The 25,037-nt window shown below is 48.9% G+C and carries 19 protein-coding genes; 16 read left to right on the top strand and 3 right to left on the bottom strand.

Annotated elements, in window-relative coordinates; translation table 11 throughout:
• Positions 1-74 precede the first annotated feature (74 nt).
• The 4 genes from QEH59_RS03435 to QEH59_RS03420 are packed head-to-tail and all read left to right on the top strand — an operon-like array spanning position 75 to position 4,633.
• Complete coding sequence (locus QEH59_RS03435) at positions 75-1,619, top strand: TolC family protein (RefSeq protein WP_308983959.1); 1,545 nt, start codon at positions 75-77, stop codon at positions 1,617-1,619.
• Positions 1,616-2,698, top strand: coding sequence for an efflux RND transporter periplasmic adaptor subunit (locus QEH59_RS03430; protein ID WP_308983958.1), 1,083 nt, complete (start codon positions 1,616-1,618; stop codon positions 2,696-2,698). The genes QEH59_RS03435 and QEH59_RS03430 overlap by 4 nt, the downstream gene beginning before the upstream one ends.
• Positions 2,691-3,383 carry an ABC transporter ATP-binding protein gene (locus QEH59_RS03425; protein ID WP_308983957.1) on the top strand — a complete coding sequence of 231 codons (693 nt, stop codon included), beginning with the start codon at positions 2,691-2,693 and terminating at the stop codon, positions 3,381-3,383. Before QEH59_RS03430 ends, QEH59_RS03425 begins: the two co-directional genes overlap by 8 nt.
• Entirely contained in the window at positions 3,380-4,633 is a 1,254-nt protein-coding gene (locus QEH59_RS03420; protein ID WP_308983956.1) for an ABC transporter permease, read from the top strand. The genes QEH59_RS03425 and QEH59_RS03420 overlap by 4 nt, the downstream gene beginning before the upstream one ends.
• A 57-nt stretch (positions 4,634-4,690) precedes the next feature.
• On the opposite strand, the gene cdd is transcribed toward QEH59_RS03420, so the two are convergent.
• The gene (cdd, locus tag QEH59_RS03415; protein WP_308983955.1) at positions 4,691-5,557 is read right to left on the bottom strand and encodes a cytidine deaminase; all 867 of its coding nucleotides are present in this window, start codon (positions 5,555-5,557) and stop codon (positions 4,691-4,693) included.
• Positions 5,558-5,578: 21 nt separating this feature from the next.
• On the bottom strand, positions 5,579-5,899 hold the full coding sequence (locus QEH59_RS03410) for a DUF4870 domain-containing protein (protein ID WP_345785320.1): 321 nt from the start codon (positions 5,897-5,899) through the stop codon (positions 5,579-5,581).
• 333 nt (positions 5,900-6,232) lie between these two features.
• Here QEH59_RS03410 and QEH59_RS03405 point away from each other — a divergent pair, with 333 nt between their 5' ends.
• The 5 genes from QEH59_RS03405 to QEH59_RS03385 all read left to right on the top strand — a co-directional run bounded on the left by QEH59_RS03405 (position 6,233) and on the right by QEH59_RS03385 (position 14,940).
• Positions 6,233-7,174, top strand: a complete 942-nt coding sequence (locus tag QEH59_RS03405) for a S1C family serine protease (RefSeq protein ID WP_308983953.1) — start codon at positions 6,233-6,235, stop codon at positions 7,172-7,174.
• Between the two features lie 77 nt (positions 7,175-7,251).
• Positions 7,252-9,036 carry a DUF3352 domain-containing protein gene (locus tag QEH59_RS03400; protein WP_308983952.1) on the top strand — a complete coding sequence of 595 codons (1,785 nt, stop codon included), beginning with the start codon at positions 7,252-7,254 and terminating at the stop codon, positions 9,034-9,036.
• Positions 9,033-11,360, top strand: a complete 2,328-nt coding sequence (locus tag QEH59_RS03395) for an FG-GAP repeat domain-containing protein (protein WP_308983951.1) — start codon at positions 9,033-9,035, stop codon at positions 11,358-11,360. The genes QEH59_RS03400 and QEH59_RS03395 overlap by 4 nt, the downstream gene beginning before the upstream one ends.
• A gap of 8 nt (positions 11,361-11,368) precedes the next feature.
• Positions 11,369-12,592, top strand: coding sequence for an ABC transporter substrate-binding protein (locus QEH59_RS03390; RefSeq protein ID WP_308983950.1), 1,224 nt, complete (start codon positions 11,369-11,371; stop codon positions 12,590-12,592).
• Entirely contained in the window at positions 12,589-14,940 is a 2,352-nt protein-coding gene (locus QEH59_RS03385; RefSeq protein ID WP_308983949.1) for an ATP-binding protein, read from the top strand. Before QEH59_RS03390 ends, QEH59_RS03385 begins: the two co-directional genes overlap by 4 nt.
• Here QEH59_RS03385 and QEH59_RS03380 read toward each other — a convergent pair.
• A complete protein-coding gene (locus QEH59_RS03380; RefSeq protein WP_308983948.1) occupies positions 14,937-15,989 on the bottom strand; it encodes a hemolysin family protein in 1,053 nt (350 codons plus the stop codon). The two genes, QEH59_RS03385 and QEH59_RS03380, sit on opposite strands and share 4 nt — an antisense overlap.
• A 215-nt stretch (positions 15,990-16,204) precedes the next feature.
• On the opposite strand from QEH59_RS03380, the gene QEH59_RS03375 reads away from it, so the two are divergent.
• The 7 genes from QEH59_RS03375 to mgrA all read left to right on the top strand — a co-directional run bounded on the left by QEH59_RS03375 (position 16,205) and on the right by mgrA (position 24,979).
• On the top strand, positions 16,205-16,714 hold the full coding sequence (locus QEH59_RS03375; protein ID WP_308983947.1) for a PEGA domain-containing protein: 510 nt from the start codon (positions 16,205-16,207) through the stop codon (positions 16,712-16,714).
• A gap of 91 nt (positions 16,715-16,805) precedes the next feature.
• Complete coding sequence (gene gcvH / locus QEH59_RS03370; protein WP_308983946.1) at positions 16,806-17,186, top strand: glycine cleavage system protein GcvH; 381 nt, start codon at positions 16,806-16,808, stop codon at positions 17,184-17,186.
• Positions 17,187-17,351: 165 nt separating this feature from the next.
• On the top strand, positions 17,352-19,280 hold the full coding sequence (gene speA / locus QEH59_RS03365) for a biosynthetic arginine decarboxylase (protein WP_308983945.1): 1,929 nt from the start codon (positions 17,352-17,354) through the stop codon (positions 19,278-19,280).
• 159 nt (positions 19,281-19,439) lie between these two features.
• Positions 19,440-20,894, top strand: coding sequence for a tRNA lysidine(34) synthetase TilS (gene tilS / locus QEH59_RS03360; RefSeq protein ID WP_308983944.1), 1,455 nt, complete (start codon positions 19,440-19,442; stop codon positions 20,892-20,894).
• A 7-nt stretch (positions 20,895-20,901) separates the two neighbouring features.
• On the top strand, positions 20,902-22,959 hold the full coding sequence (gene ftsH, locus QEH59_RS03355) for an ATP-dependent zinc metalloprotease FtsH (RefSeq protein ID WP_308983943.1): 2,058 nt from the start codon (positions 20,902-20,904) through the stop codon (positions 22,957-22,959).
• Positions 22,960-23,009: 50 nt separating this feature from the next.
• Positions 23,010-23,933 carry a shikimate dehydrogenase gene (aroE, locus tag QEH59_RS03350; protein WP_308983942.1) on the top strand — a complete coding sequence of 308 codons (924 nt, stop codon included), beginning with the start codon at positions 23,010-23,012 and terminating at the stop codon, positions 23,931-23,933.
• 56 nt (positions 23,934-23,989) lie between these two features.
• Positions 23,990-24,979 carry an L-glyceraldehyde 3-phosphate reductase gene (mgrA, locus tag QEH59_RS03345; RefSeq protein WP_308983941.1) on the top strand — a complete coding sequence of 330 codons (990 nt, stop codon included), beginning with the start codon at positions 23,990-23,992 and terminating at the stop codon, positions 24,977-24,979.
• The last annotated feature ends 58 nt before the right edge of the window (positions 24,980-25,037 follow it).

Here is a 25,037-nt window from a genome sequence, read left to right as displayed (position 1 = left end):
TCAGGCTTTTAGTAAAAGCGTAAACATTTGTTTGATATTTTGATAGCATCTGCCTTGGTAGGCTGTTCTGTCATATGTTTGCCTATTTTTATAGAATTTTCATACCCTTTATGCTGAGTGTTGGTGTTACAATGGCGACTGCTTCGGAGTTGTCATTAAAAACAGCGATCGCTGCGGCTCTGGAGCATAATCTTGGGCTGCGCATTGCTACTTATGAGCCGGCGAATGCACTGGATTCAGTGGAGATCGAGGATGCGCAGTTTGATCTATCTTTATTTGGGCAGACCTCTTTAGATGAGCGTCAATCCGCGGCTTCGAGTAGTGCGCTTGATGCCGCCACCGCACCAGAAAGCGAGAGTCGTGGTGCGAGTGTTGGTGTGGATAAACGCTTTTCAACGGGTGCGACGGTGACACTTGATTCTTCGATTAGTCGCAGTGCATCGAATAATAATGCGGCGCGAAACCCCGATTATGGCACAGATGTGGGTCTTAGTATTCGTCAACCATTGCTGAAAGGTGCATGGTCGAGAGTGAATCTGGCTCCACTTGCGCGCGCCAAGGTCACTGCAGAGCGTTCGATTTTTGAGCTACGCTCGGAGATCCTTGATTTGATTTTGGATACCGAAATTGCTTATTGGAATCTCGCCTATGCGCGTGCTGATCGTACATTAATTGCATCCAGTCTCGCGCTAGCGGAGAATTTATTAGAAGAAAATCGAGAGCGTGAACGTCTGGGGTTGGTGACTCCACTGGAAGTGTTGCAAGCGGAAGCGGAGGTGCTCAATCAGCAAGAAGCGGTGCTGCAGGCGGATAATGTGATCGCAGATGCGGAAGATGCCCTGCGGCGAAGCATGGGGCTTGCAGATTTTATTGAACCGATTCATCAGGAAGTGTTTGTGGCAGGGTTACCGGGGCAGATGGAGCCGCTGCGTCCGATTGAAGTGGTCGTTAAAGATACTGTGCTCAATGATGTCGCGGCGCAGATACAGGAACGTCGTTTGGAGATTGAGCGGATTAATCACATGTTGGCGCAGGATGAAACGCGCCCTGATCTGGATTTTACGGGTGGCTTGAGTTATCTTGGGCGAGATACGAACGGAAGCACTGCTTATCGCGGGGCGTACAATGCAGATGGCTACGATTGGTCTTTGGGGATGGAACTACGCGTGCCATGGGGCTTTCGTGAGGCGCGCGCCCGCGTTCGTCAGGCGGAGCGAAGCGTTGAGCAAGCGAGCCTAGAGCTGTATGATATTAAACAGGAAAAAGCTCTTGCAGCACGCAACGCATGGCGCTCGGCCAGCACTGGTTTGAAGCGGATTGAAGTGACGCGGACTGCAATGCTTTTGAACGAGGAGGCCTTTGAGCAGGAACGCGCTCGCTATGGTTCCGGCCTTGTTGCGTATCGCAATGTGCTCGAGGCTCAGCGTGATTTTGATCAGGCAAGGAGTCGTTATTTGGCATCTTTGATTGAGACGCTGCGTGCGACTGTGCGCCTCAGCCGTGTCGATGGCACATTACTACAGCGTAATGGCCTGGATTGGGACATAGTTGATCCCTATACGCAAGTGTTGGAACCATCTGCTGAGCTAACTACTTCACTCTCATCGAATACACCATGAAACGTGCGCTTATTTCTTTTTGTATCCTCGTGCTTATCGCGGGAGGAATCTATGGTCTCTTGCAGGTTGTTCCCCATAGTGGTGGTCAGCCAGCGCGGGAGATTCGGCTTGATATTGCTGAGCGTCGCGATTTGAAATCCGTGGTGCCGGCCACGGGCGAGGTGCTTCCTTTATTGAGTAGTATTGTAAAATCTGAAATCAGCGGTCGCATTACTGAAATTAAGATTGAGGAGGGGGAGACAGTTGTGCGCGACCAGGTATTGTTGGAATTGGATCGCACCAGCCTAGAGACGCGATTGCGTGAGGCGCAACGCAGTCTTGAAGCTGAGCGGCTGCGCCTGGAGAAATCGGAACGCAACTATAGGCGCTTGGAAGAGCTCTATGCTAAGAAATTTGTGGGTGAGAAAGAATACCTGGATGCGCAAACCGAGCTACATCTGGCTCAATTAGCGCTGGAGATTTCGCAGGCTCGTTTGGATGATGCGGCCGAAGATTTATCAAAAACAACCATTCTAGCGCCACATGATGGTGTGGTCACCTTGCTGGATGTTGTCGAAGGACAGGTTATCTCAGGAGCGAGTTCGGTTTCGAATGGTAGTGATTTACTGACCATTGCTCAGCTGGATGAGCTTTTCATGGAGGCGAATATCAACGAGGTGGATGTGGAGAAATTATACATCGGTCAGCCTGCTTTCTTACGTTTTGATGCGATTCCTAATTTCGAAGTTGAGGGGAAAATAAGTGTGATTGCGCCCTCTGCGCGTAAAGATGGCAATGTGCGTGTCTTTCCGATCGAAGTCGTCTTTGAGGTCGCGGACAATCGTGTGCGGCCCGGTATCAGTGCTACGGTTGAAGTGCCTATTGAATTTGCTGAGAATGTGGTGAGTGTCTTGTTGTCGGGTGTCTTCAATGACAAGGGGCAGAGTATTTGCTTTGTGCAAACTGTTACTGGTTGGGAGCGACGCGAAGTGCTGACTGGTATTAATAATTTACAGCACGTTGAGATACGTTCGGGCCTGGAAGAGGGGGAAGTCGTCGCGTTGAGTCGCCCGCTGGAGTTCCGCAAATCAAATGATTGATCCAGATCTAGTTTTTGCACTTCGTTCCATTCGCCGCACTTACAAAGTCGGAAGTGAGCTGGTACATGCACTCAATGGCGTGGATCTCACGATTGAGGATCGTGAGTTTATTGCGGTGATTGGGACTTCGGGCTCAGGTAAGTCTACTTTGATGCATACGCTTGGCTTTATGGATAGCCCTACGGAGGGGCAGATGGCCTTTGAAGGACGTGATGTTTCCGCAATCAGTCGGGGAGAGCGCTCGCGACTACGTGCGACTCGTATCGGATTTGTTTTTCAGTCTTTTAATTTGCTGCCGAAATTAACTGTATTGGATAATGTTTTGTTGCCATTGGTTTATGGGCGGCAACGTGTGGCTAATAAGAAAGAACTTGGTATGTCTGTGCTTGAGCGAGTGGGAATGGACCATCGTGCCAGCCATCGACCCAGTCAACTTTCTGGTGGAGAGCGCCAGCGTGTCGCGATTGCACGCTCTTTAATTAATCAGCCACGTCTCATTTTAGCAGATGAGCCTACTGGTAATCTGGACACTAAGAACCGTGGGCGCATCATGGAGCTTTTTGCTTCGTTAATGGATGAGGGCATTACGCTGGCATTGGTTACTCACGACGATGAAGTGGCAGCCTATGCGAAACGACGCATTCGTATGCAGGATGGACAGATTGTGGAGGACAGTGCTTTGTGAACCCAGTTGGTGATATATATACGGGCGCTGCAAATGGGTTGCGCGAGGTGTGGTCGAATAAGGTACGTTCGCTACTATCCATGAGTGGTATTATACTTGGAGTGGCTGCACTGGTTGCCATGGTGGGCATCGTGCAGGGCATGTTAGGCAATATGCGAGCATCTTTTGAACGTAGCGGAGGGGTTCTCAAGCTTGAGGTGCATCCTCAGGAAGCGCCTGAATGGCAACAGCATATTGCAGGAATTTCGCCGGGGATGACCTGGCGTGATATTGGTGCGATCGATAAGGCGATTCCCTTGGTTGCCTACGTTTCACCGGTAGTTGATATGAATTGGGAGCGTTTCATTGCGAACGGTCAGCGGCGAGGAGCATTGTTGCAGGGGGTGACTCCCGATTATTCCGGGATTAAGCTCAATGAGATTCAGCATGGCCGGTTTATTTCAGATTATGATGTCGCGTCGAAAAGTCCAGTGATTGTGGTGGGGGCCTATATTGCCGATGCATTGTTTCCTGGGCAGTCTCGTGTGATTGGGGAACAGGTTCGAGTGAGTGGACAAGTTTATACGATTGTGGGGCAGATTCAGCCAATCGAATCGGTGACCTCTCCTGCGGGGCGCTCAAGTCGTTTTAATCGTGAAGAGCGGTATAACTATATTCCTGCCACAACTGCCATGGCTCGTTATAAGGGCGATGATGAAGTCAATCGTATCGAAATTCTCGCACATGATGTCGGTGACATGCCAGACTTGATCGAGCAAATAGAGAATACACTGACGCAGACACATCGAGGCATCAGTGATTTTGAAATACGCACACAAGATGAACAGCTGGCTGAGCTTAAGAAATTGGAGAATTCGTTTACCTATTCGTTGGGCGGGATTGCCGGTATTTCCTTACTTGTTGGTGGTATAGGGATTATGAATGTGATGCTGGCTTCTGTGAGTGAGCGTATTCGCGAGATCGGTGTTAGGAAGGCGATCGGTGCGCGTAGTCATGATATTTTTATTCAGTTCCTTGCAGAGGCGGTCGTGATTTCTGTATTAGGCGGTCTATTGGGCTTGGTTGCCAGTGTTGGCTTACTCTCGCTGGCTCGTGATTTCATCCCTGAGGGAGAGAATATCAGTGTTATGCCGGTGACTGCGATGTTTTACGGTTTTCTGTTTAGTAGCTTGATCGGGCTTGCTTCCGGTGTTTATCCAGCGATGCGCGCCTCACGCCTGGATCCTATCGATGCACTGAGGTACGAGTAGCATGCAAGTCCCACGTATATGCTTCTCAGGTTTGAATGCAGGTTAGGGTCGGGGAGGCTAGCGCGCGTCCATTTGTACCACTTGAATGTCAGCATTTGAAATTGAGTTGATCAGGGTGCTGGCAAAAGGCAGTGGATTGTTGATGGCTGTAGCTAACTTTGCTTCAGTTGCGGTGGAAATCGCGACATGGCGACTACTGGAGAGATTGCGCTGGTTGAGTGCTACCAGCACTCCGGGCACGCTGGGATTAAAGGCGGCCGATTCTGCAGCTCGACCAGAGAATATTTGTCCATCTAAACATTCTAAGATGAATCCCTCCGGAGAGCGACTGTAGGGAGCGTAGCTGCGTTGAGCGGCGTTGATTGCTCGTTGTTGGGAGGTGAGTGGTTGAGGTTTGACGGCTTCCAGTGGGATCGGAGGGCTGTCCAGTAGGCCGTGCCCCTTGTGGCGGGTGGGGCCGAAGGCCTGCGGTAAGAGTGCTTTCAGCGAGTATATCTCGTGGTCTATACGCAGTTTAAGTGTGTCCATATTCGACAGTTCGCATAAAAACTGTCGGCAGTGTCCGCACGGAGTCTCGGAGACCACTAGCTCGGAAATACTATGTTCATTGTGCATCCATGCGTTCAGCACGGCTGATTGTTCTGCATGCAGTGTGGCATGTAGTGGCATGCCTTGGAATTCCAGGTTGGCGCCTAGATAGAATTTGCCGGATGCGGCCACTGCGATCGCACCGACTGCGATGCCTGAAATCGGATGTACGGAGTAGGCTGCAGCCAGTGGGAGTAGTTTTGAGGCGAGATCGGCAGTGACTCCTTCCAGTTGCCCACAGAAGTCAAGCTGCTGGTGTGCATCACGTATGTAGTTCGCAGTCGCTGAGTCTAAATCCGCGAGTACACGATCGAGAGTTGAATCCGGTAGAGCCACGCAAATTAGGTCCGTACGATTTTATTTAAGGAAACGAATAGTAAAGGGATATCGATACAATATACCTTCGTTTGCTTTGAGTGCACCTATAATGGTTAAAACAACCACGGCGATGATTAATACTGGTAGTAAAAAGAGACCGATAACGACAAAGACCAGTAAGCCACATATGATACCATAAATCGTAGCCGTAATTTGAAAATTCAGCACTTCTTTCCCGGTTGCATCTACGAATGGATCTTGATCTTTTTTGACCAGCCAAATGACGAGAGGGCCGAGGATATTGCCGATAGGAACCCCGAGAAGGCCGACGAAACTGAGTAAATGACATAGCATTGCCATTGTCTTGTCGCCGTTTGGTATTTTCTCTGGTCTTTCTGAACTGGCTGGCGATTCCAATGTTGTTTCGATTGGAGTGGAGTCTTTCTCGCTGTCGTGGTTGGTTTCAGTGCTCATAGCCACATAACTTAGAATAAGTGTGCATGGGTGCAATCCGAAATCACGTCATTGGTGGACCGATTCTGCTCTTCTATGTTAGCGGTGCACCTGTCGTATTGAGTTCAAGTAAATTGCTTTGGGGAGCTCTGTTCCAGGCGTTTTGAAAACTTCGGAAATGAGTATTACTTTCAGGGGAATTTGTTGGCGTGTTGCGCTTATTTTGATTTTGTCTCAGTCATGCTTCAATTTCTGAGTATTTTAGTTTTGATTGTTACGAGTACAGCGGTGGCACAGGCCTTCCATTCACTTGAATTAAAAAATGGTGCGACTGTTGCGGGAGAGGTCGTTGTCGAGCGCGCGGATACAGTGTATATTGATCTCGGGTTTGATTTGTTACCAGTGCCCAAAGCTGCGATTGCGCAGGTGCAGACAGGGCACGCCGGGAACGTGGGGGCGGGGATCACTGCTGCCCCGGGACTGCAGGGGCAGACACTTTATCGAGTGTCAGAGGGCCGTGGTGATCAAACTATTCGCGATTGGGTGGATGTGTTGGGAGAGGCCGTGGGGCTGGTGCAAACGCCCACTGGTTTGGGGTCTGGCTTTGTGATTCATGAAGCGGGCTATGTCGTGACGAATGATCATGTTATTGCTGGAGAGCACCGTATCTCGATTACAATTTTCAAGCAGGGGCAGCATGAATTAACCAAGCAGACCTATGATAATGTTCGCATCGTGGCAACGAGTTCGGAGTTAGACTTAGCATTACTCAAAATTGAAGTTGAACCGTCGGAGTCATTTGTATCTGTACCACTTGCAGCGGTGGATGAAGGGCTGCGCGAGGGTCAAACTGTATTCGCTATTGGCAGTCCGTTGGGCTTGGATCGCACTGTTTCGGAGGGAATTATTAGCGTGGCCAATCGGGTGATTAATGGACGTCTATATTTGCAGACGACTACACAAATTAATCCGGGTAACTCTGGAGGGCCCTTGTTTAACCTTCAGGGGGAAGTTGTTGGGGTCAATAACATGAAGATTGCTGCGGTGGGTGCCGAAGGCTTGGGTTTTTCAATTTCCTCGGGTACGCTAAAGTCCTTCATCGATAATCGTGATGCCTATGCTTTTGATCCTCGCAATCCAAATGCAGGCTTTCGTTATCTAAGCCCGCCAAAGGTAAAATGATTGAAACTATAATGGGAACTCTGATCGAAATCTCGGTCTTCTTTATCGACACAGACATTTTATATTAGATATTAGACATGGGTATTCAACAAATCTGGACCGCATATTGCTTGGTGGCGACAGCAGTGACATTGTCAGCCACGCCTTTGAACCAATTGACTGAAGCAGATGCAGATCTCTATATTGCTGTGCGCAGCTTGGCTGATATGCATGCAGGATGGGACACGCATCCTTTTGTGCAAGCGGCGGAAGATTCTGATTTGCAGGAGGTTTTAAATTTAATTATGCAGCTGCGACAAGAGGCTGGCGAGACGGAGGAGGAAAGCTTTAGGGATGTCTTAGAGCTTGAGTTTGGTTTAACCGTGGATGCTTTGTTCGAGTTGTTTCCTGGGCAGGTGTCACTGGCTTGCTATAATGCTCCAGAACTCATGCTGAAACAGGCGGAACGGCCTGAGCTGATTTTCATGGCGGAGTATTCCGGAGACTTTGAACAGCTTGAGCAGTTGATGCAGGTACAATTTGAGCGAAATGCAGAGAGCCAGCAAAAGATAAATCCTTTAATTGAGCATACCATGATCGAAGAGTCTTTTATGGGAGAGACCCTTTATTTCGATGAGGCCTTTGATGGAGAGAACAGCTATATTGAGGATGGTTACGCTTTGGTTGACGGTATTTTTGTTCTGGCCACTCCTGAACACCGATTGAGAGCTGCTGTGGAGGCAATTAAACTCGAGCCAGATGCTGCATTAGGAGATCGCGACGCCTATATTCGTTCGCGTGAGGAAGCTGGTCGGGGAGATCTCGAGTTGTATGTTAATTTGGAGACAATCCTGCCTCCTTTGAATGAGGCTTTGATTGATAAAGCGATGCAAGGAGGGGCAATGATGTTGGGCTTGAGCCCGGATAGCTTGAATCAAATGCTATCTTTAGAGTCCCTGCGGGCTTGTTTTCTTAATGGGGATTTAGTGGATTCCGGGCTAGAGCTGTATAGCGGCCTACTTTATCGTGAAAAGAATGGTCTATTAAGCCTGATGACCTATGCTGAGCAGCCATTGCCAGCAGCGCGTTATGTGCCGGATGGAGTCTTATCCACTGCAATTACAAATTTGGATCTAGGCGAGCTGTTGACTCAGTTGGAAAATTTATTGATGACGGCGAGTCCGATGTTGCGTGGACAGATTGATTCTCAGTTGCAGGTTTTACGCACGAACACTGGAATCGATTTTCGTTCAGCAGTATTGGAGAATTTTGGGGGAGAAATGGTTTCTCTTTCATTACTTGCAGAGAGCGCTCGCGAGGCCGGAGGGCTTCTTGAGCCAGATCAGGTTTTCGTCCTCGAGTTGGAAGATTCGGAAGCGCTCTCTGGAGCTTTAGAGGGATTAAAGGATTTAGTTCCGGGGCTGCGCCAGCAAATTCTGACTCAAGAGTTTGCTGGACAGAGAATTCATTCCTTTCAAACGGCTGCACCAGCAGGGGCCTCTAATGGAACTATCAGCTATGTGATCACGCGCTCCGAATTGATACTGAGTGTCGGTCGGGTGGGCTTGCTGCAGGAGGTGTTGAGCCGTCTTGAGTCCAGCGAAGATGGTTTCTGGCAGTTAGCGGATACTCAGGCTATGTTCGAGCATCTGGCACAACCCAATGCAGTGGCACGGTCCTATATTGAACTCGAAAAATTTTTACTGCCGATGTTGCAGTCGTTGCTTCAGGCGAGTCAAGGAGCTCAGGGGGATGCGTCCTTGAATACGACTCAGCTCCCGCGCGACTTATCACTGCCATTTTATTTGATTTCCGAAACAAACCAAGCAGAGGATGGCTTATTTAACCGTTCGTTCATACGAGCACGTGAGGATTCGAAATGATGATTAAAAGTTTTACAGTGCAGGCGCTTTTTTTCACTAGTTGCTGCGGGAGCATACTTGCTGCGCAGGGACGTCCTGACTTTGGCTTTGGTGAACCTAAGGTTATTAAACTGGATTGGTCCACTCGCGCCTTACAAGTCGCTGATTTAGATGGAGATGGACGTTCAGATTTTGCGGTTATTAATAATGATACGGCACAAATTGAATTGCTCTATCAGCGTAATGAAGAAGATCTGCGCATGGAAACCAAGCGCAGTTTGCAGCGTGATCGTTGGGAACCAGCATTAGAAGACGCAGGCTTTGATTCAGAGAAAATTACCATTGGTTTTCCCATGTTTGATTTGGGGGTGGGAGATTTGAACGGTGATGGACGAGTGGACCTTGCCTATACCGCCCGCGATGTACCGTTGACTATTCGTTTTCAGGGAGAGTCGGGCGATTGGTTGACTAGTCAGGAATTTGATGGCTTTGATGCACTCGGCTGGCAAAGCACATTAAAAGTGACTGATGTGGATGGTGATGGACAGGCTGAGTTAGTGCTGCTCACTGCTGATTCGGTTCGCGTCTTTTCTCAGGGAGAGGCCGATGAGTTGCAAGAAGCTGAGGTGTATTTCCTCACCGGAGAGAACCCATTCAATTTGGAGGTAGTCGACGTCACCGGAGATGGTCTGGGTGAAATTTGCTATGTGACTTCAGAGGGGAAACAATCGCTGGTGGTGCGCGAGCAGTTGCTGGCAGGTGGGTTTGGAGCGGAGCGTCGTTTTATACTTGATCGGCCAGTACGTATGTACGCTGCCCTTGCTGCGGAATCGCAGAGAGGTTTTGTTTCGGTCGATTCGCGGAGTGGGGCGCTCGAATTTTTTAAGGTCACCACTGGAGTAGATTCGGTGGCTGGCATGCCATTGGAAGGGATACAGCCTCAGATCTATTCGGTATTCAAAAAAACACAGGAATCTGCGCGCTATGCATTTGGTGATTTAAACGGCGATGGTGAAGGTGATCTACAGGTTGCGAATCCTGCAGGTTCGGAATTGATGATTTTCCTCAAGAAAAATGGACGTTTTATGGCATCCAAGCGCTTCCCTACATTTTCAGCAATCTCTTCATTGACTGCTGGTCGCTTCTTTGATTCCGAACGCGATGCATTGATTGCTTTGAGTCGGGAGGAAAAGACGCTGGGGGTGAGTCAGTATGATGCCAGCGGTCGAATTTCTTTCCCTCGTTTACTCGCAATCGGACAGGGGGAGCCTTTAGTTTGCGAAGCGGTTGATTTGGATGGTGATGGATACTTTGAGCTGGCATTAATTAGTGAGTCCAAGGAGGGGATGCAGTTACTCATCGTGCGTCCTATGGACCGTCAGCATATGGATTCTGAGTGGGAGGTCATGCAAGAGGTGAAGCTGACAGAAGGTCGGCGTAAGCCGAGCGGTATCCGTGCACTGGATATTTTTGGTGAACGTGGTGCGGGATTGATGCTTTTCGTTCCCAGAGAGGCGCCGATACTACTGGCGCCGAAATCGGGTGAAGATGCCTATGCATTAGAGATTGTCTGTGAGCGCTCAAGTGTGCGAGAGAGTTTACTTAAGGATATTTCGTCCTCTCAGGTATCAGTGATTGATGTTGATGACGACGGCGTGAACGAGTTAGTAGCTGCGCGTGCAGGCTTTGCGCGTGCGATTCGCTATCGTGCTGGAGAGCTGGAGATGGTGGATCAATTTAATGCGCGCCGCAGTAGTGATACTATTGCGGCGGTGATTCCTTCTTTAGATTCGGACGGCCAACTTCAGGGCCTAGTGTTCTATGTGCCTAAGGAAGGCGAGTTACAATTTCTGAGTCGTGATGAAGATGGCGTTCTGCGATACCGCCACACGGAAGCTGCTGGCTCCATCGCGCTTTCAGGTTGGACGAAATTTGGTGATGGAGCAGAGCATTCGCAGGCGTACTTACTCTATGGTGATGATCGTTTCTGGTATTATGCTGCGAGTGCAGATAGCTGGGAGCGTGAAGTTGGCACCCGCTATGAAACTGACCTCGAAGACGTTTATTTCAGTCATGTGGTTGAGGCAGATTTTAATACTGATGGTTATCAGGATTTGGTCGCTGTAGATGGTAACGAGCATGTTGTAGAAATCCTACGCGGAAGTGAGCTCGGCGTGCGTAGCCAAATGTTTTGGGAGATTTTTGAGCAAAATATGCACTATCAGGGGCGCACCGGAGGCAAGCTAGAGCCGCGCGAGACGGTGACGGCTGACTTAAATGGGGATGGGCGCTTGGATTTTGCCTTTTTGGTGCACGATCGTATCATCCTCTATTTGCAAGAATGAGCCGTCTGATGCATTCGCTACTTTTGCTATTCATTGCAGTATTTTGGGTGAGTGGGTTTTCCGGCTGTCGCCCACAATTGGCAGATGAAGAACCAGTGTTGAGGGTGGGTGTCATTGCTTCTTTAAGGGGCCCTGCGCGACCTTGGGGCTTGGCGACTGTACGTTGTGCGCAAGTCATAGCGGATTATTATAACGATAGAGGAGGCTTTTTGGTGCAGGGGCAACGCGTCAAGATTGAACTGATCATTGTAGACGATGCTTTTAATGCTTCCAAAGCGACTTCGGTCGCGCACGATTTAACCACGGATGGTGTGAATTATGTGATTGGCCCGCTGGGAGACAGCACTGTGACTGCAGCTGCTCGTGTGCTGGATGGCAGCGGTGTTTTTTATGTGCACTATGGTTTCGACCAAGTGATTCAGAGCGCGAATAGTCTCGGGGTGTTGGGGGTACCTTTACCAGAGCAAAGCTTACCTATTTTGCTAAAACATCTACGTGAGATCAGGCATATACAATCAGTATTAGTGATGGCTTATGGTACCGAAGAAGGCATCCGGCAGAAAGAAATTGCGGAGAATTTGGCGATCGATGCGGGGCTGGCCTTAGTGCCGTTTTCTAGTTTTGATGTTTCGGAAGAGACCTTTGATTTGGATTTAAACTTGGAAAATTTGCGTCGGAAAGTAAAGCGCATCGTGGCGGCTGATCCGGAGGCGATACTGCTTGCCGGTTGCCCACCAGAGGCATGTATCATATTGGTGGATCATTTGCGTCAAGGTGGTTATTTGGGGGTGATTGCGACGCAGAATTCTCAAGTGCCGGATTTATTCGCTAAGATTGGAGCGGCTAGCGATGACGTGTATTTCATGGGGGGACCCTGTGTGGATGAGGGGCGTAGCGCGTATTTTAAAGAACTTAAGGCACGCTACCTAGACCTTGCGGGCACCTGGAATCATGAGGCGGAGGTTAAATTATATGCCTTGGAATTCATGCTTGCCTGTATTCGACAGGCTGGATTGGCCTCGCTTGAAGAGACCTCAGTTATGTATCGAGTGCTTCCTGATTTTAGTTTTGTGGATCCTTTTTATGAGCATGTCGAAATGATTCGGGTCAATGGAGGTATGGAAGATGGCTTGCCATGGCAGATGCAAACGGTCATACGAATTTCTAAGATGTCAGGTGGGCAGGCGATTCTGATTGAGGAAGTGTCTGAACATGCTCCCGAAATACTATGAGAATCTCAACTAAGATCGCGATTGCCTTAGCAGGAGCTATACTGCTCTTTGCTGTTTTTCTAGGGCTCAGTCGCTATGTAATGGATGAGGTGCAACATCAGGAGCGTAGGCTGAATTTGCTTCACGTCGTTTCGCGTGAGATCTCGAATGTGGTGATTGGTCATCGTATATATCAGGAACGCCTGACCGGGGCTTCCTATGTAAGGGATTCACTTGCGGCGACGACGCGGGCGCTTACTCAAGTTCTGGCGGAAGGGGATCAGGTAGAGTCCATTTTCGTGAATGGTATGTTGGAGCGTGTGAATGAATTTAGCGAAGTGTTTTCCGGCTTAGTTGCCAGTAAGGACTTTTTATCCGAGTTGGACCAACAGGTGCGTGAGGATGTCGTTCGGTTTGGTGCGATGAATCAGCAGGTGCAGGAGCGATTGATGGAGCAGCACGAAGGCTTGGGCACCGGCAAAGGTTTTGAACAGGCACATCTGTTAATGGATGATCTATTACTGATGAATGGCCAGTTGTGGGGGTGGTTGAATCGGGCTGTGAGTGTGATCGACCGTGATTTGCTATTGCAGAATGATTTGAGTCGTTTTCAAGCGAATTTTCGCATTGCACAGGTGGCCTATAGCGAGGCAATTTCGAAATTTTTGGGTTTACTTGACGAAGTCGAGCTGCCAGAGGAAGAGGCCTATCGAGAATTGTTGTATGATATTTCTCAAGGGCTGAGTGCGGTTTCGATCGAATTTATTGTGGCTGCCAAGGCAGAAACGGAGGCTGTTGAGTTACTGGAAAATCATGGAGCACGATTGCGCGATATGGTGAACCGCTTGATTGAACGAGGACAGCAGCAGAGCCAGCGACAAAGTGAGCATCTGGTATTTATCTATTGGGGATCCGCGGTCATCTTGTTAACTAGTTCTGTCAGTCTCTCTATTTGGTTTTCTGTCAGTATTAGTCGACCGATTAATCAATTGCGCAAAAGCTTCAATGCCGTGGCGGGTGGTAATTTTAATTTACAGGTGGCTGCGACCGGAAAGAGCGAACTCGATGATTTAGCGCGTGCGTTTAATGATATGACAGGGAAGTTGAGGCGTAGTTATGCAGAGGTTGAGGAAAAGGTTCGTAAGCGAACCAGGGAGCTGCAGCTGGCGACAGTGCGTTCCCGCAAGTTGGCCGATGCGGCGCAGGAAGCGAATATGGCGAAGAGTGCCTTCTTAGCAACGATGAGTCATGAGATTCGGACGCCCTTAAATTCTATTATAGGATTCAGTGAGATGTTGCAGGATACAGATTTGGATGCAGAGCAACGTGGAGATTTGGATTCGATTCGGAGTTCTGGTAATATCTTGCTGGAGCTGATTAATGATATTTTGGACTTGTCGAAAATTGAGGCAGGTAAGGTACAATTAGAGCTTGAACCTGTTTGCCTCGAGGAAGTTGTGCAAGAGGTTGCAGGTATCTTTAAGCTGAGTGCAGAGCGAAATCAAGTGGCACTTTCTGTGGACATCGATCATTCTGTGCCCGATGAGATCTATTCTGATCGCACCCGATTACAGCAAGTTCTGAATAATTTGATTAGTAATGCGGTGAAGTTCACTGCCAGTGGAGAAATCCATATTAGAGCTTGGTCGACGCCGGGCAGTGATGTGGGTGGGCAGGGGCGGCATTACGTATCAGTGCGCGATACTGGAATTGGAATTCCTGAAGATAAGATCGACGATGTTTTTCTTGCGTTCACACAGGCAGATTCGTCGACGACTCGTAAATATGGTGGGACCGGGCTGGGGCTCGCAATTAGCCGTCGTTTGGTGGAAATGCTGGGCGGTGAAATCACTGTCGAGAGTGAGTTTGGGGTGGGGAGTTGCTTCACCTTATTTATTGCAGATGCTGTGCCCTCAGAGACGGACTGTTTAAATGTGCGTCGAGTCTCGTTAGATCGCGCTGCGTTGGAATTTAAAATAGCTCCACGTATATTAGTCGCGGAAGATGATCCGACGAATTATAAGCTAACCACAAAAATTCTCGAGCGCTTGGACTTGACGGCAAAATGGGCCAGAAATGGTCGTGAGGCAGTCGATCTAATGAAATCAGATGGGTTTGAATTGATTTTTATGGATTTGCAAATGCCTGAGCTGGATGGCATTGCCGCTACATACGAGATTCGAGAAGAACTGCCAGTGGCGGTTCAGCCTTATATTATTGCCTTAACCGCGAATGCCTTGGGCGAGACACGAGAGGCTTGCCGGGATGCTGGAATGGATGATTTTGTGACAAAACCAGTGATGTTGGAAGACCTTAAAGGAGCTTTAATGCGTTATATTGAACATTTGGAGCGCGTGAAAACCGGCTAATGATCCCGGCGTTGTTTGCGCTTTTCTGCGAATTGACGTCGGCGGGCGAGTTCACGCATATCGACTGCCGGATCATCGTCTTCAAAAATTTCCTGGCCAATTATATGCTCAATAACATCTTCCATCGTGATTACCCCCGACATTGATCCAAACTCATCAACTGCGATTCCAAGTTGCTGATGGTTTTTCAGAAACGTCTGTAGGGCATCAGAGGCGGTGGCATTGTCTGGCACGAAGATTGCCTCGTTCGCCAGTTCCTTAATCTGACGGCTTTGTTGCCCTTCAGCCATGGCGCCCAATATATCCCGACGGCGCACAATACCGGTAATATTGTCTGTGTGCTCTTCATAGATCGGGATACGAGCAAAAGGGATGTCCTTACTTTTTTCCAGTAATGCCGCGATCGTTTCCTGTCCATCGATCACGTAGGCGACGGTGCGCGGGGTCATGATTTGATTGACGAGTAATTCATCCAGACTGAGTGCGTTATTGATCATGTCGCGCTCATTGGCTGTGAGAGTGCCTTCTTTCGCACTTTTTTCTGCTAATAGTAGAATTTCTTCATCGCTATCGGTCGTGCTTTTTTGCGGGCGCAGAGTGAAGCGTACCACAAAACCGACCACGCTTGAGATGGGGGTCATCACCGCGCATAGCCAGACCAGTGGAAATATTAGGATCGGTTGTAAGGTGGGGCGGTAGAGCACACCCACATTCTTAGGGATGATTTCAGAGAAAAACAGAATTGCCAAAGCCATCGCACTGGAAACCTTGAGCAGTATGTTATGATCGCTTGGCCACATCTGCACGGCGAGGCCGCCGACCATGGTGGCACCCAGGGTGTTGGCTATGGTGTTGAGGCTGAGAATCGCGGAACTGGTTTCTTCTAAGCCCAGCTTATGCTTTTCCAGCTTTTGCCCCCGTTTCGGGTGAGACTTTTTTAATCCCTCGATTTCAGCAGTTGTGGTGCTCAGGATCATGGCTTCTAAGACCGAGCAGAGAGCGGAAATGCCAATTGTAAAGGCGATGGCTAAGATGAAAGCGAATATCATTATCAGGGTGCATCTTGTTGTCATACCATTTGGTTGACCTGTAGATTACAAGCGCACGAATAAGTAGCCTTGATGGCGCGCTTACATTTTGTTTCAAGTATTATTTAGATAAACTGTGTGCTGAGATTCTTATATCTAACTATGCTAAAGTCTTGACCGTATTTTAGTATAGCCGATATGCTTCGCACAAATTCTATAATATTAAGCTAATTAGCATGAAAGTTTCCCCATACCTTACCTTATTTTCTGTTTCTCTCTGCGCCTTCCTTTTCGCAGGTTGTGCCTCTTTTGAGCGCGGCGTGCCTCAGAATGTTGTTATTCTTTCTTTTCCGAACGAAGCCAGCGTTTATATCAATGGTGAGGCTCGGGGCATCACTCCGATGGAGGTCGCCTTGCCTCGTAAGATGGCGCATGAAATTCGTCTTGAAAAAGAGGGATACAATTCTGCGGTGAAGTATTTTACACCAGTGCCTAATGATAAGGCTGAAAACTTCGTGCGTTTTGGCCTACAGGAAGACCTCGGGTACTATGTAGATTTAGAGCCGGGTACTATGAAGGCTGAAATGAAGAGTGGTCTTGTGCCTCATTCGACTGGAGCCGATCCTTTCGAGCGCATGGCGCAGCAAGCATTGGCTGCGGACCAGCAACTCGAAATGGGAAAGATCACTCCTTTGGAGCATCGATACATCATCGAGCAAATTATTGCTTTCTTTGATGCCCAGTAATTAGGGGTATTTCAGTAATTTTTGCATCTGATTTACACTTGTTCGACTTTCTGTCTCGCTTTTCTTTATTGCTGTATTTTCCTCCGATTTAATGAGCCAAGTTCCTGAAGCCCTTCAATATACTAAAGATCACGAGTGGATTCAGGTCCACGCGGACGGCACAGCCACAGTTGGCATTACTGATTACGCGCAAGAGAGCTTGGGCGATATTACTTTTGTCGAGTTTCCTTCAGTTGGTGACTCTTTTAGTGCAGGGGACACGTTTGGGGTTGTTGAAAGTGTCAAGGCTGCCTCGGACCTGTATATGCCCTTAGACGCGGAAGTTTTGGAAGTAAACGATAACGTGGATTCAGAGCCAGAGTTGTTAAATAGTGACCCATACCAAGAGGGCTGGCTTTTAAAGATTCGCATTTTGGATGCTTCGCAGATTGAGGCTCTGTTGCAGGCAGAAGCATATTCTGAGTTGATCTGAGGGCTTTAATGTTCGTAAACGAAGTTCTTCGTAACCATGTTGTAAGTGAACATGTTGCTTACATGACTCTTTGTTTACATGCTATATATAATAGCTCATTCATTGGTTGTTTCGTGTTGTAGATAGACGCGCGATACATCCGCTAACCCTTAAGCGGTACATATTATGACAGCTTCGCACAAAGACATTAGGCCGCGCTGGACGGTGGCGGATTCCGAAAATTACTACGGTTTGAAGCGATGGGGCGGTGGCCATTTCTCGGTGGATTCCGAGGGGTTTATGCAGGTGCATCCCTTGCGTGATCAACGCAGTATTCGTATTCATGACATTGTCAAGGAGGCTGCTCAGAAGGGACTCAAGCCACCATTGACGGTACGTATTCAGGACCTGTTACATACGCGTGTGATTGAACTCAATGAGCTTTTCCGAGCAGCCATTCAGGATGAGAAATATGAAGGACGTTACCGGGGCGTTTTCCCGATAAAGGTCAATCAATTGCGCGAGGTCGTTGAAGAGATTCAGGATGCTGGGAAGCCATTTAATTATGGGCTGGAGTGCGGCAGTAAGCCTGAGCTGATGATTGCTTTAGCGATGCATAAAGACCCCAAGTCTTTGATTATCTGCAATGGCTATAAGGATGATGAGTTTATTCGTTTGGCGCTGCAGGGCCTACGTCTGGGCAAGGAAATTTATTTGGTTGTTGAGCAACTCAGCGAAGTGCCGCGCATCATTCAAATTTCTAAAAAACTGGGTGTGACTCCGCGTGTTGGTTTCCGCATTAAGTTGTCGACTGTTGGCGAAGGGAAGTGGGCCAGTTCATCGGGGGAAGATGCTAAGTTTGGACTGACTAGTCCGGAGATTATAGATGCGGCTAAGCGCCTGAAGCGTGCGGGCTTAACGGAGAGTCTGCGCTTAATTCACTTTCACATCGGCTCCCAGGTGCCGAATATTCAGACTATTAAAAAAGCCACTGTAGAGGCGGCTCGTTTTTACTGTGAATTGGCCAAAATGGGCTTCCCAATGGAACTGATGGATGTCGGGGGAGGGCTGGGGATTGATTACGATGGTTCCCGTAGTAATTACGAGAGTTCAATGAATTACACCATGCGCGAGTATGCGCGGGATGTCGTTTATAATATTAAAACTGTTTGCCAGGACGCTGAAATTGATGTGCCCGATATCGTGACCGAGAGTGGACGTGCGATTGTGGCGCCGCACTCAATTTTGATTACTGAGGTATGTGATCGAATTTCTAAGACCGCAGTGCCTCCCAAACCTGCGCCGAAGCGTAAAAAACTCAATCCGGTCCTGCGTGATTTGCAGGCAAATCTGGATAATGAGCATGGTTCCACGCCATTAGAGCGCTATCACGATGCTGTTCAGAAGAAGGAGGAGGCCAATCATCTCTTTAGTTTGGGCTATTTGGACCTCGCGGAGCGCGCTCAGGCTGATTCGACTTATTGGGCGATTTGTCAGCAGCTGTGCGAGCAGGCTAAGCATAGTAGTTATACGCCTGAAGAGTTGGAAAGTCTGCCTCAAATGATGGCGGAACAGTACGTTTGTAACTTCTCTGTCTTTCAGTCTCTGATTGATCATTGGGCCTGTAAACAGCTCTTTCCTATTGCTCCGTTGCATCGTCTGAATGAGTCTCCGGATGTGGATGCGACCTTGGTGGACATTACCTGTGATAGTGAGGGGAAGGTCTCTAGTTTTACGGATGTTGAAGACATACGGCACACGATTCGGCTACATGAGTTGAAAGCTAAGGATCCGTATTACCTGGGGGTCTTCTTAGTGGGAGCTTATCAGGATATTATGGGCGATCTGCACAATCTTTTTGGCCGTGTGAATGAAGTGCACGTTTTTCTGGAAGATGATGAAGAGGACGGTTTCTATATCGAGGATAGTATTAAGGGCTTCACAGTTAATGATGTGATTGGTTTTACTCAGTATGATGGTCATATTCTTACGCGTTTGATGAAGAAGCAGATCGATCGCGCTACAAAGGCGGATGAAATTAAGCCTCGAGAGGGGACTCGCATGTTGGATGAGTATGCGGAGCTGTTGCGTGGGCATACTTATCTGGCGACTTAAGTTGCTGATGGCGGGCACTCATTATTACCGTATTCTGAGCATACCTGCGCTCGGAGGCAGGTGTGAGATTGGCGAGTGGATCAATCCGTAAAAATCAGTCATTTCGTCGCAGCAAAATCTCGCATCCGGATCGATCGTTCTCTTTTGTGAGTTGCTGTCATGTCAAATACTTCGCAATTGATTGATTGGCCATCCCATGCTGTCGCTCTGCAACGGCGATTTGGTGATGCGTCGATTGAGCCATCGACCCGGGGGCACCTTCAAGGGGCCGGTCCGGTCTTGGTTGCTTGCTCCGGAGGGGCTGATTCGGTGTTCATGCTCTGTATTTTGGTGGCATGCGCCGAGGAGCTTGGTTTGAATTTGCATGTTGCTCACTATAATCATCGTTGGCGTGAGGAAGATTCAGATGCGGATGCGGCGTTTGTGGAGTCATTGGCTGAGGCCTTTGATGTACCCTTCTTATGTGATTATCGACCGGACTATGAAGCTGCTTTTACCGAGACCACCGCGCGTGCACTGCGATTGGACTTTTTGCGTAAAGCAGCCCAAAGGCAGCACTGTCGCTATATTTTATTTGGTCATCAGCTCGATGATATTTTAGAAACTCAGTTACAGCGTATGGCACGAGGCTGTGGCTCAGATGGACTTGCAGCTCCCCGTCCAGTTGCCGTGTTTGAGGGGCAACCCACGCACCTGCGCCCCTTGTTGCATCTGAGGGCAGGAGATATTCGCATGGCCCTGCATGCAACCTCTACAATTTGGCGCGAGGATCGTTCCAATGAGGATGTTAGTATTGCGCGCAATGCCTTGCGACAGGAAATTATTCCTGATTTGGCCGAAGCCCTGGGGCGTGATCCTGTAGTGGGAGCTGCGCGTAGTCGTCGTTTGCTGGAAGAAGATGCCGCAGCTTTAGACTTGTTGGCGCGTCATTATTTGCCGCAGGCATATACACATGCGCAGGAGTTGCCGCGCGCTTTATTGTGTGCTGTTCCAGTTGCCTTGCTGCGGCGTGCGCTGACTGAATGGCTGAATGGGCACGGGTTAATTGGTTCTGTGGGGGCGCCGGCCATGGATATATTGATCGAAACTTTACGGAGCGAACGCACAGATTATCGCATGAGCGCGGGTGCGCACTATTTAGTTGTGGATTCGGAAGTGCTCAAGTGGGAGCATCAGGACCTGTTTCAGGAGCGATCGGCTCTGCAACCTGCGATTTTAGAGCTGAGTGAGCCAGTTTTACTTTCAACTGGCGCTTTTATTGAGGCTGAAGTCGTGGAGTTGAGCCCAGAACTGCGGCAATGGGTGGAATCCGGAGGAGTCAACCCGCGGATCGAAGCGGTGATCCATTATGATGACGAGAGCACTTTTCAATTACGTGCCTGGCAGCCGGGGGATCGCTTCCATCCGTTGGGGGCGCCAGGGCGTAAAAAGCTAAAAGACTGGTTTATTGACCGAAGGATTCCATTCGAGGAACGAAAAATTCTTCCGCTTGTCCTTAACGCCTCCGAGGAAATCATCTGGGTGCCGGGATTTCCCCCCGCAGAGAGCTATAAAATTCACTCTGCAACGAAGACGGCTCTTAGGTTGACTTACCAATCAAGAAAACCACTTTGACCCATTCATGTCATCAGAGAACAACAAGCCAAAAAAGAACGAACCCGGTAATAACGGCTCACCTCAGCGCTTTCAGCCTAAGGTGTTGCTCGTCTATCTGGTCATCGTTGCTGCTATTTTAACGATTTGGTTCGCCAATCCTGGCACCGGAACCAATGTCAAGCAATTGACCATCAGCGAGCTCGTTGTGGCTGTTAAAGCGGGGCACATCGCTGAAGGCGATGGCGTCATGGAGCCCGAACCCTCGTATGGTCGCGACGGGTATGTCATTAGCGGTGAAATGACTAACCCCGCACTGCTGCATACATCAGATGGCATGACGACTGGTGAAGAATTGCCTGCTAAGATTCGCTTTTCCGCTCGCGGGCGCTTGACTGAGGATGATTTTTTACTGGTGCGTGAAGTGCTTACGGAAAAACGTGCGAGTACTGGCTTACAGGATGTGTTGATTAGCTTCCTGCCCTTCCTCTTAATTATTGGATTACTTTATTTCCTCTTCGTGCGTCAGTTGAAAAGTGCTGGCAAGGGCGCAATGAATTTTGGCAAAAGCAAGGCTAAGATGTTAACTCGTGAGAAGGGGTCGATTAATTTTAAGGATGTTGCTGGTTGTGATGAGGCCAAAGAAGAGGTTTCTGAAGTGGTTGATTTCCTTAAAGATCCTAAGAAATTTCAGCGTATCGGCGGGCGCATTCCTAAGGGCGTCTTGATGGTCGGCCCTCCGGGCACAGGTAAAACGCTCTTGGCTAAGGCTGTAGCGGGCGAGGCCGAGGTTCCTTTCTTCTCCATCAGTGGTTCTGATTTTGTAGAGATGTTCGTTGGGGTCGGTGCCGCACGCGTGCGTGATATGTTTGAACAAGGCCGCAAGAATGCTCCTTGTATTGTTTTCATTGACGAAATTGATGCAGTGGGCCGTCAGCGCGGATCTGGCGTGGGAGGTGGTAATGATGAGCGGGAGCAAACCTTGAACTCGCTATTGGTTGAAATGGACGGCTTTGACGGTCATGAGGGTGTGATTATTATCGCCGCAACCAATCGTCCTGATGTTTTGGATAATGCACTACTGCGGCCGGGGCGTTTCGACCGTCAGGTCACGATCGATTTGCCGGATTTGAATGGACGTCGTGAAATCTTGCAGGTGCATGCTAAGAAAATTGCACTTTCTGAAGAGGTGAATCTCGAGCACGTCGCCCGTAATACTCCGGGGTTTTCTGGGGCCGATCTAGCCAACCTCTTAAATGAGGGGGCGCTCATTGCTGCGCGTTATAATAAGAAAGCCGTCGAGATGAACGATATTGATGAGGCGCGTGATAAGATTTCTTTTGGACGCGAACGCCGCAAATTGATGGACGAGGAAGATCGCAAGATTATTGCCTATCATGAAGCGGGGCATGCCTTGATTAAGGGGGTCCTGGATGACGGGCATATGCCGGTTCATAAGGTGACGATCATTCCACGGGGGCAAAGTCTTGGCTCTACCATGTTCATGCCTAAGAAGGATACGTTGAATCATTCAAAGCGTCGTCTGATCGATGATATTTGCTGCACCTTGGGTGGCCGCGCCGCTGAAGAGATTGTCTTAGGGGATATCACTAGTGGTGCCTCGGGCGATATTAGTATGGCAAGTCGCACGGCCCGGCATATGGTGTGCGATTGGGGCATGTCAGAACTTGGTATGGTCGCTTTGGGAGAGAATCAGAGTGGTGGCTATATGGGGCATGGCGGTGTGAGTGCGAAGAACTATAGTGAAGAAACCGCTCAGAAAATTGACCAAATTGTGAGGGATATGATTCAGCAACAATATGCCCGAGCACTTGAAATTATTAATGATAAGCGGCATGCGCTGAATGTGATTGCTGAGTCCTTACTCGAACACGAAACGATTGACGGTGTTCATGTGCTTGAGATCATTGAGCACGGTGAAATGCGTTCACCCATTGTTAAGCGTGAGATAGTTGCTGAGGAACCTGAAGAGGATGAGGGCAGTGATGATAAGCCTAAGAAAGTGAACAAGGAAGATGATGATAAGGGGAGTCTTGCTGGAGAAGAAGCTCCGGCACCTGCATAGATTGCTTTCTTCGCCTTCGCGGTAGCCGCTGTTTTAACTCTATTTTAGTTTTGACTGAATTTACCTACACTTTAGCAGACCTTGATACCCAAGAGTTCGAGGGCACTTCACTGGCAGTCATCGGGCACCCGATTCAGCATTCAGTAAGTCCTGCCATGCACAATGCGGCTATCGCTAAAATGCGTCAGGCTGATTCACGTTTCAATGACTGGACTTACTATCGCTTCGATATTGCTCCAGAGGATTTTGCAACTGCGATACCTTTATTTTTTAAGCGTAATTTTCTGGGCTTGAATCTAACGATTCCTCATAAAGTTCAGGCCATGGATTTAATTGCCGGCGTTTCGCCTGACGGTGAGCGTATGGGGGCTGTCAATACATTGGTCTGGGGGGAGCACGGATATAATGGATTTAATACCGATGGCTACGGCCTCAAACAAGCTTTGCAAGCCGATCTTGGGGTCTCGCTCAAAGGAGCTAATGTCATACTTCTGGGCTCAGGTGGTGCCGCTCGTGCGGCAGCCGTGCAATGCGTGTTGGAGGGCTGTCATCGTCTGTATATTGGCAATCGCAGTGTGGAGCGCTTGCAGCAATTGATACGTGTTGTCGAGGCTATGCCGGGAGGCGATTGCGTGCAAGCCTTTGCGCTTAGCGAGCCACCCACGGATCTGCCAGAACATGGTATTTTGGTGAATGCCACTTCGTTGGGGCTGAAAGATACAGATCCTGCCCCCTTCGATGTTGCTATGCTTGCTAACAATTGGGTCGTGTATGATATGATTTATAATCCTGACACGACTCGTTTACTGCAAGAGGCTCGTGAGCGGGGCCTTGAGGCTGCGAATGGACTTTCTATGCTGGTGCATCAGGGGGGTCGTTCACTTGAGATTTGGTCTGGTGCCAAAGTTGATGCGCATACTATGATGCGTGCCGCATGCCACGCATTGAAATTACCTCCGCGCTTTGTTTCCTGACGTTCTCTGGACAGGTGCCTTAATTCATACACTTCACCTCAGGCCTCCCTTAATCTATGTCTTACACTGCCGCAGCCACTCGCTATGATCAAATGCAATATGCCCGCTGTGGGCGTAGCGGCCTGAAATTACCCAAGATTTCGCTTGGACTCTGGCACAATTTTGGCGATGTCGACGATTTTGACAATGCGCGCGCCATGTTGCATACCGCCTTTGATCATGGTATTACACATTTTGATCTTGCGAATAATTACGGGCCATCGGCTGGCTCTGCGGAATTGAATTTTGGAAAGATCTTTGCGCAAGATTTTAAGCCTTATCGGGATGAGCTCATTATTTCAACTAAGGCTGGATATCATATGTGGAATGGTCCCTATGGTGAGTGGGGCTCCCGCAAATATCTGCTGGCTAGTCTCGATCAGAGTCTTGACCGTATGGGCCTCGATTACGTCGATATCTTTTATAGTCATCGATACGATCCCGATACGCCGCTGGAGGAAACGATGGGGGCACTTGACACGGCAGTGCGCTCGGGGCGGGCGCTTTATGCCGGTATCTCTTCTTATTCTGCAGAACAGACTCGTGAAGCCGTTCGAATTTTGCGTGAACTCGGTACTCCCTGTTTAATTCACCAGCCTAGTTATAATATTTTTGACCGTTGGATTGAAAATGGACTAACGAATGTCTTGGATGAGGAAGGTATCGGCTCGATTGTTTTTTGTCCTTTGGCGCAAGGGCAGTTGACCGATAAATATTTGAAGCATGTTCCTGCTGATTCCCGGGCGGCGAAGCAGGTTGGTTTCTTAAAATCAGATACTGTGCAGGAAAATTTGCACAGGATTCATGCCTTGAACAAGATTGCAATGGCGCGTGGGCAAAGTTTGGCCCAAATGGCGTTGGCGTGGGTACTTCGTGATTCTGTAGTGACCTCGGCTCTTATCGGAGCAAGCCGTCCGCAACAGGTTCTAGACAATATTGCTGCGATCGAGGCAGATTCATTTACGCAGGCGGAACTTGAAGCGATTGATCAAGTGAGTCAGTCTTAGTTTTAAGTGACAATAGTATCAAAGTGATTACTCATTGATCTGAATGCTGACTTGATGA

Origin of the sequence: Thalassobacterium sedimentorum (assembly GCF_031127905.1) — a bacterium.
GTDB classification, from domain to species: domain Bacteria; phylum Verrucomicrobiota; class Verrucomicrobiia; order Opitutales; family Coraliomargaritaceae; genus Thalassobacterium; species Thalassobacterium sedimentorum.
This window is presented reverse-complemented; position numbering and strand designations above follow the sequence as displayed.

Coding starts and splice junctions, on each gene's coding strand:
- ftsH (WP_308983943.1), top strand. CDS start 20,902: ATGTCATCAGAGAACAACAAGCCAAAAAAGAACGAACCCGGTAATAAC.
- QEH59_RS03395 (WP_308983951.1), top strand. CDS start 9,033: ATGATGATTAAAAGTTTTACAGTGCAGGCGCTTTTTTTCACTAGTTGC.
- QEH59_RS03375 (WP_308983947.1), top strand. CDS start 16,205: ATGAAAGTTTCCCCATACCTTACCTTATTTTCTGTTTCTCTCTGCGCC.
- tilS (WP_308983944.1), top strand. CDS start 19,440: ATGTCAAATACTTCGCAATTGATTGATTGGCCATCCCATGCTGTCGCT.
- QEH59_RS03400 (WP_308983952.1), top strand. CDS start 7,252: ATGGGTATTCAACAAATCTGGACCGCATATTGCTTGGTGGCGACAGCA.
- QEH59_RS03385 (WP_308983949.1), top strand. CDS start 12,589: ATGAGAATCTCAACTAAGATCGCGATTGCCTTAGCAGGAGCTATACTG.
- gcvH (WP_308983946.1), top strand. CDS start 16,806: ATGAGCCAAGTTCCTGAAGCCCTTCAATATACTAAAGATCACGAGTGG.
- QEH59_RS03380 (WP_308983948.1), bottom strand. CDS start 15,989: ATGATATTCGCTTTCATCTTAGCCATCGCCTTTACAATTGGCATTTCC.
- QEH59_RS03430 (WP_308983958.1), top strand. CDS start 1,616: ATGAAACGTGCGCTTATTTCTTTTTGTATCCTCGTGCTTATCGCGGGA.
- QEH59_RS03410 (WP_345785320.1), bottom strand. CDS start 5,899: ATGGCAATGCTATGTCATTTACTCAGTTTCGTCGGCCTTCTCGGGGTT.
- mgrA (WP_308983941.1), top strand. CDS start 23,990: ATGTCTTACACTGCCGCAGCCACTCGCTATGATCAAATGCAATATGCC.
- speA (WP_308983945.1), top strand. CDS start 17,352: ATGACAGCTTCGCACAAAGACATTAGGCCGCGCTGGACGGTGGCGGAT.
- QEH59_RS03405 (WP_308983953.1), top strand. CDS start 6,233: ATGCTTCAATTTCTGAGTATTTTAGTTTTGATTGTTACGAGTACAGCG.
- QEH59_RS03435 (WP_308983959.1), top strand. CDS start 75: ATGTTTGCCTATTTTTATAGAATTTTCATACCCTTTATGCTGAGTGTT.
- QEH59_RS03390 (WP_308983950.1), top strand. CDS start 11,369: ATGCATTCGCTACTTTTGCTATTCATTGCAGTATTTTGGGTGAGTGGG.
- QEH59_RS03425 (WP_308983957.1), top strand. CDS start 2,691: ATGATTGATCCAGATCTAGTTTTTGCACTTCGTTCCATTCGCCGCACT.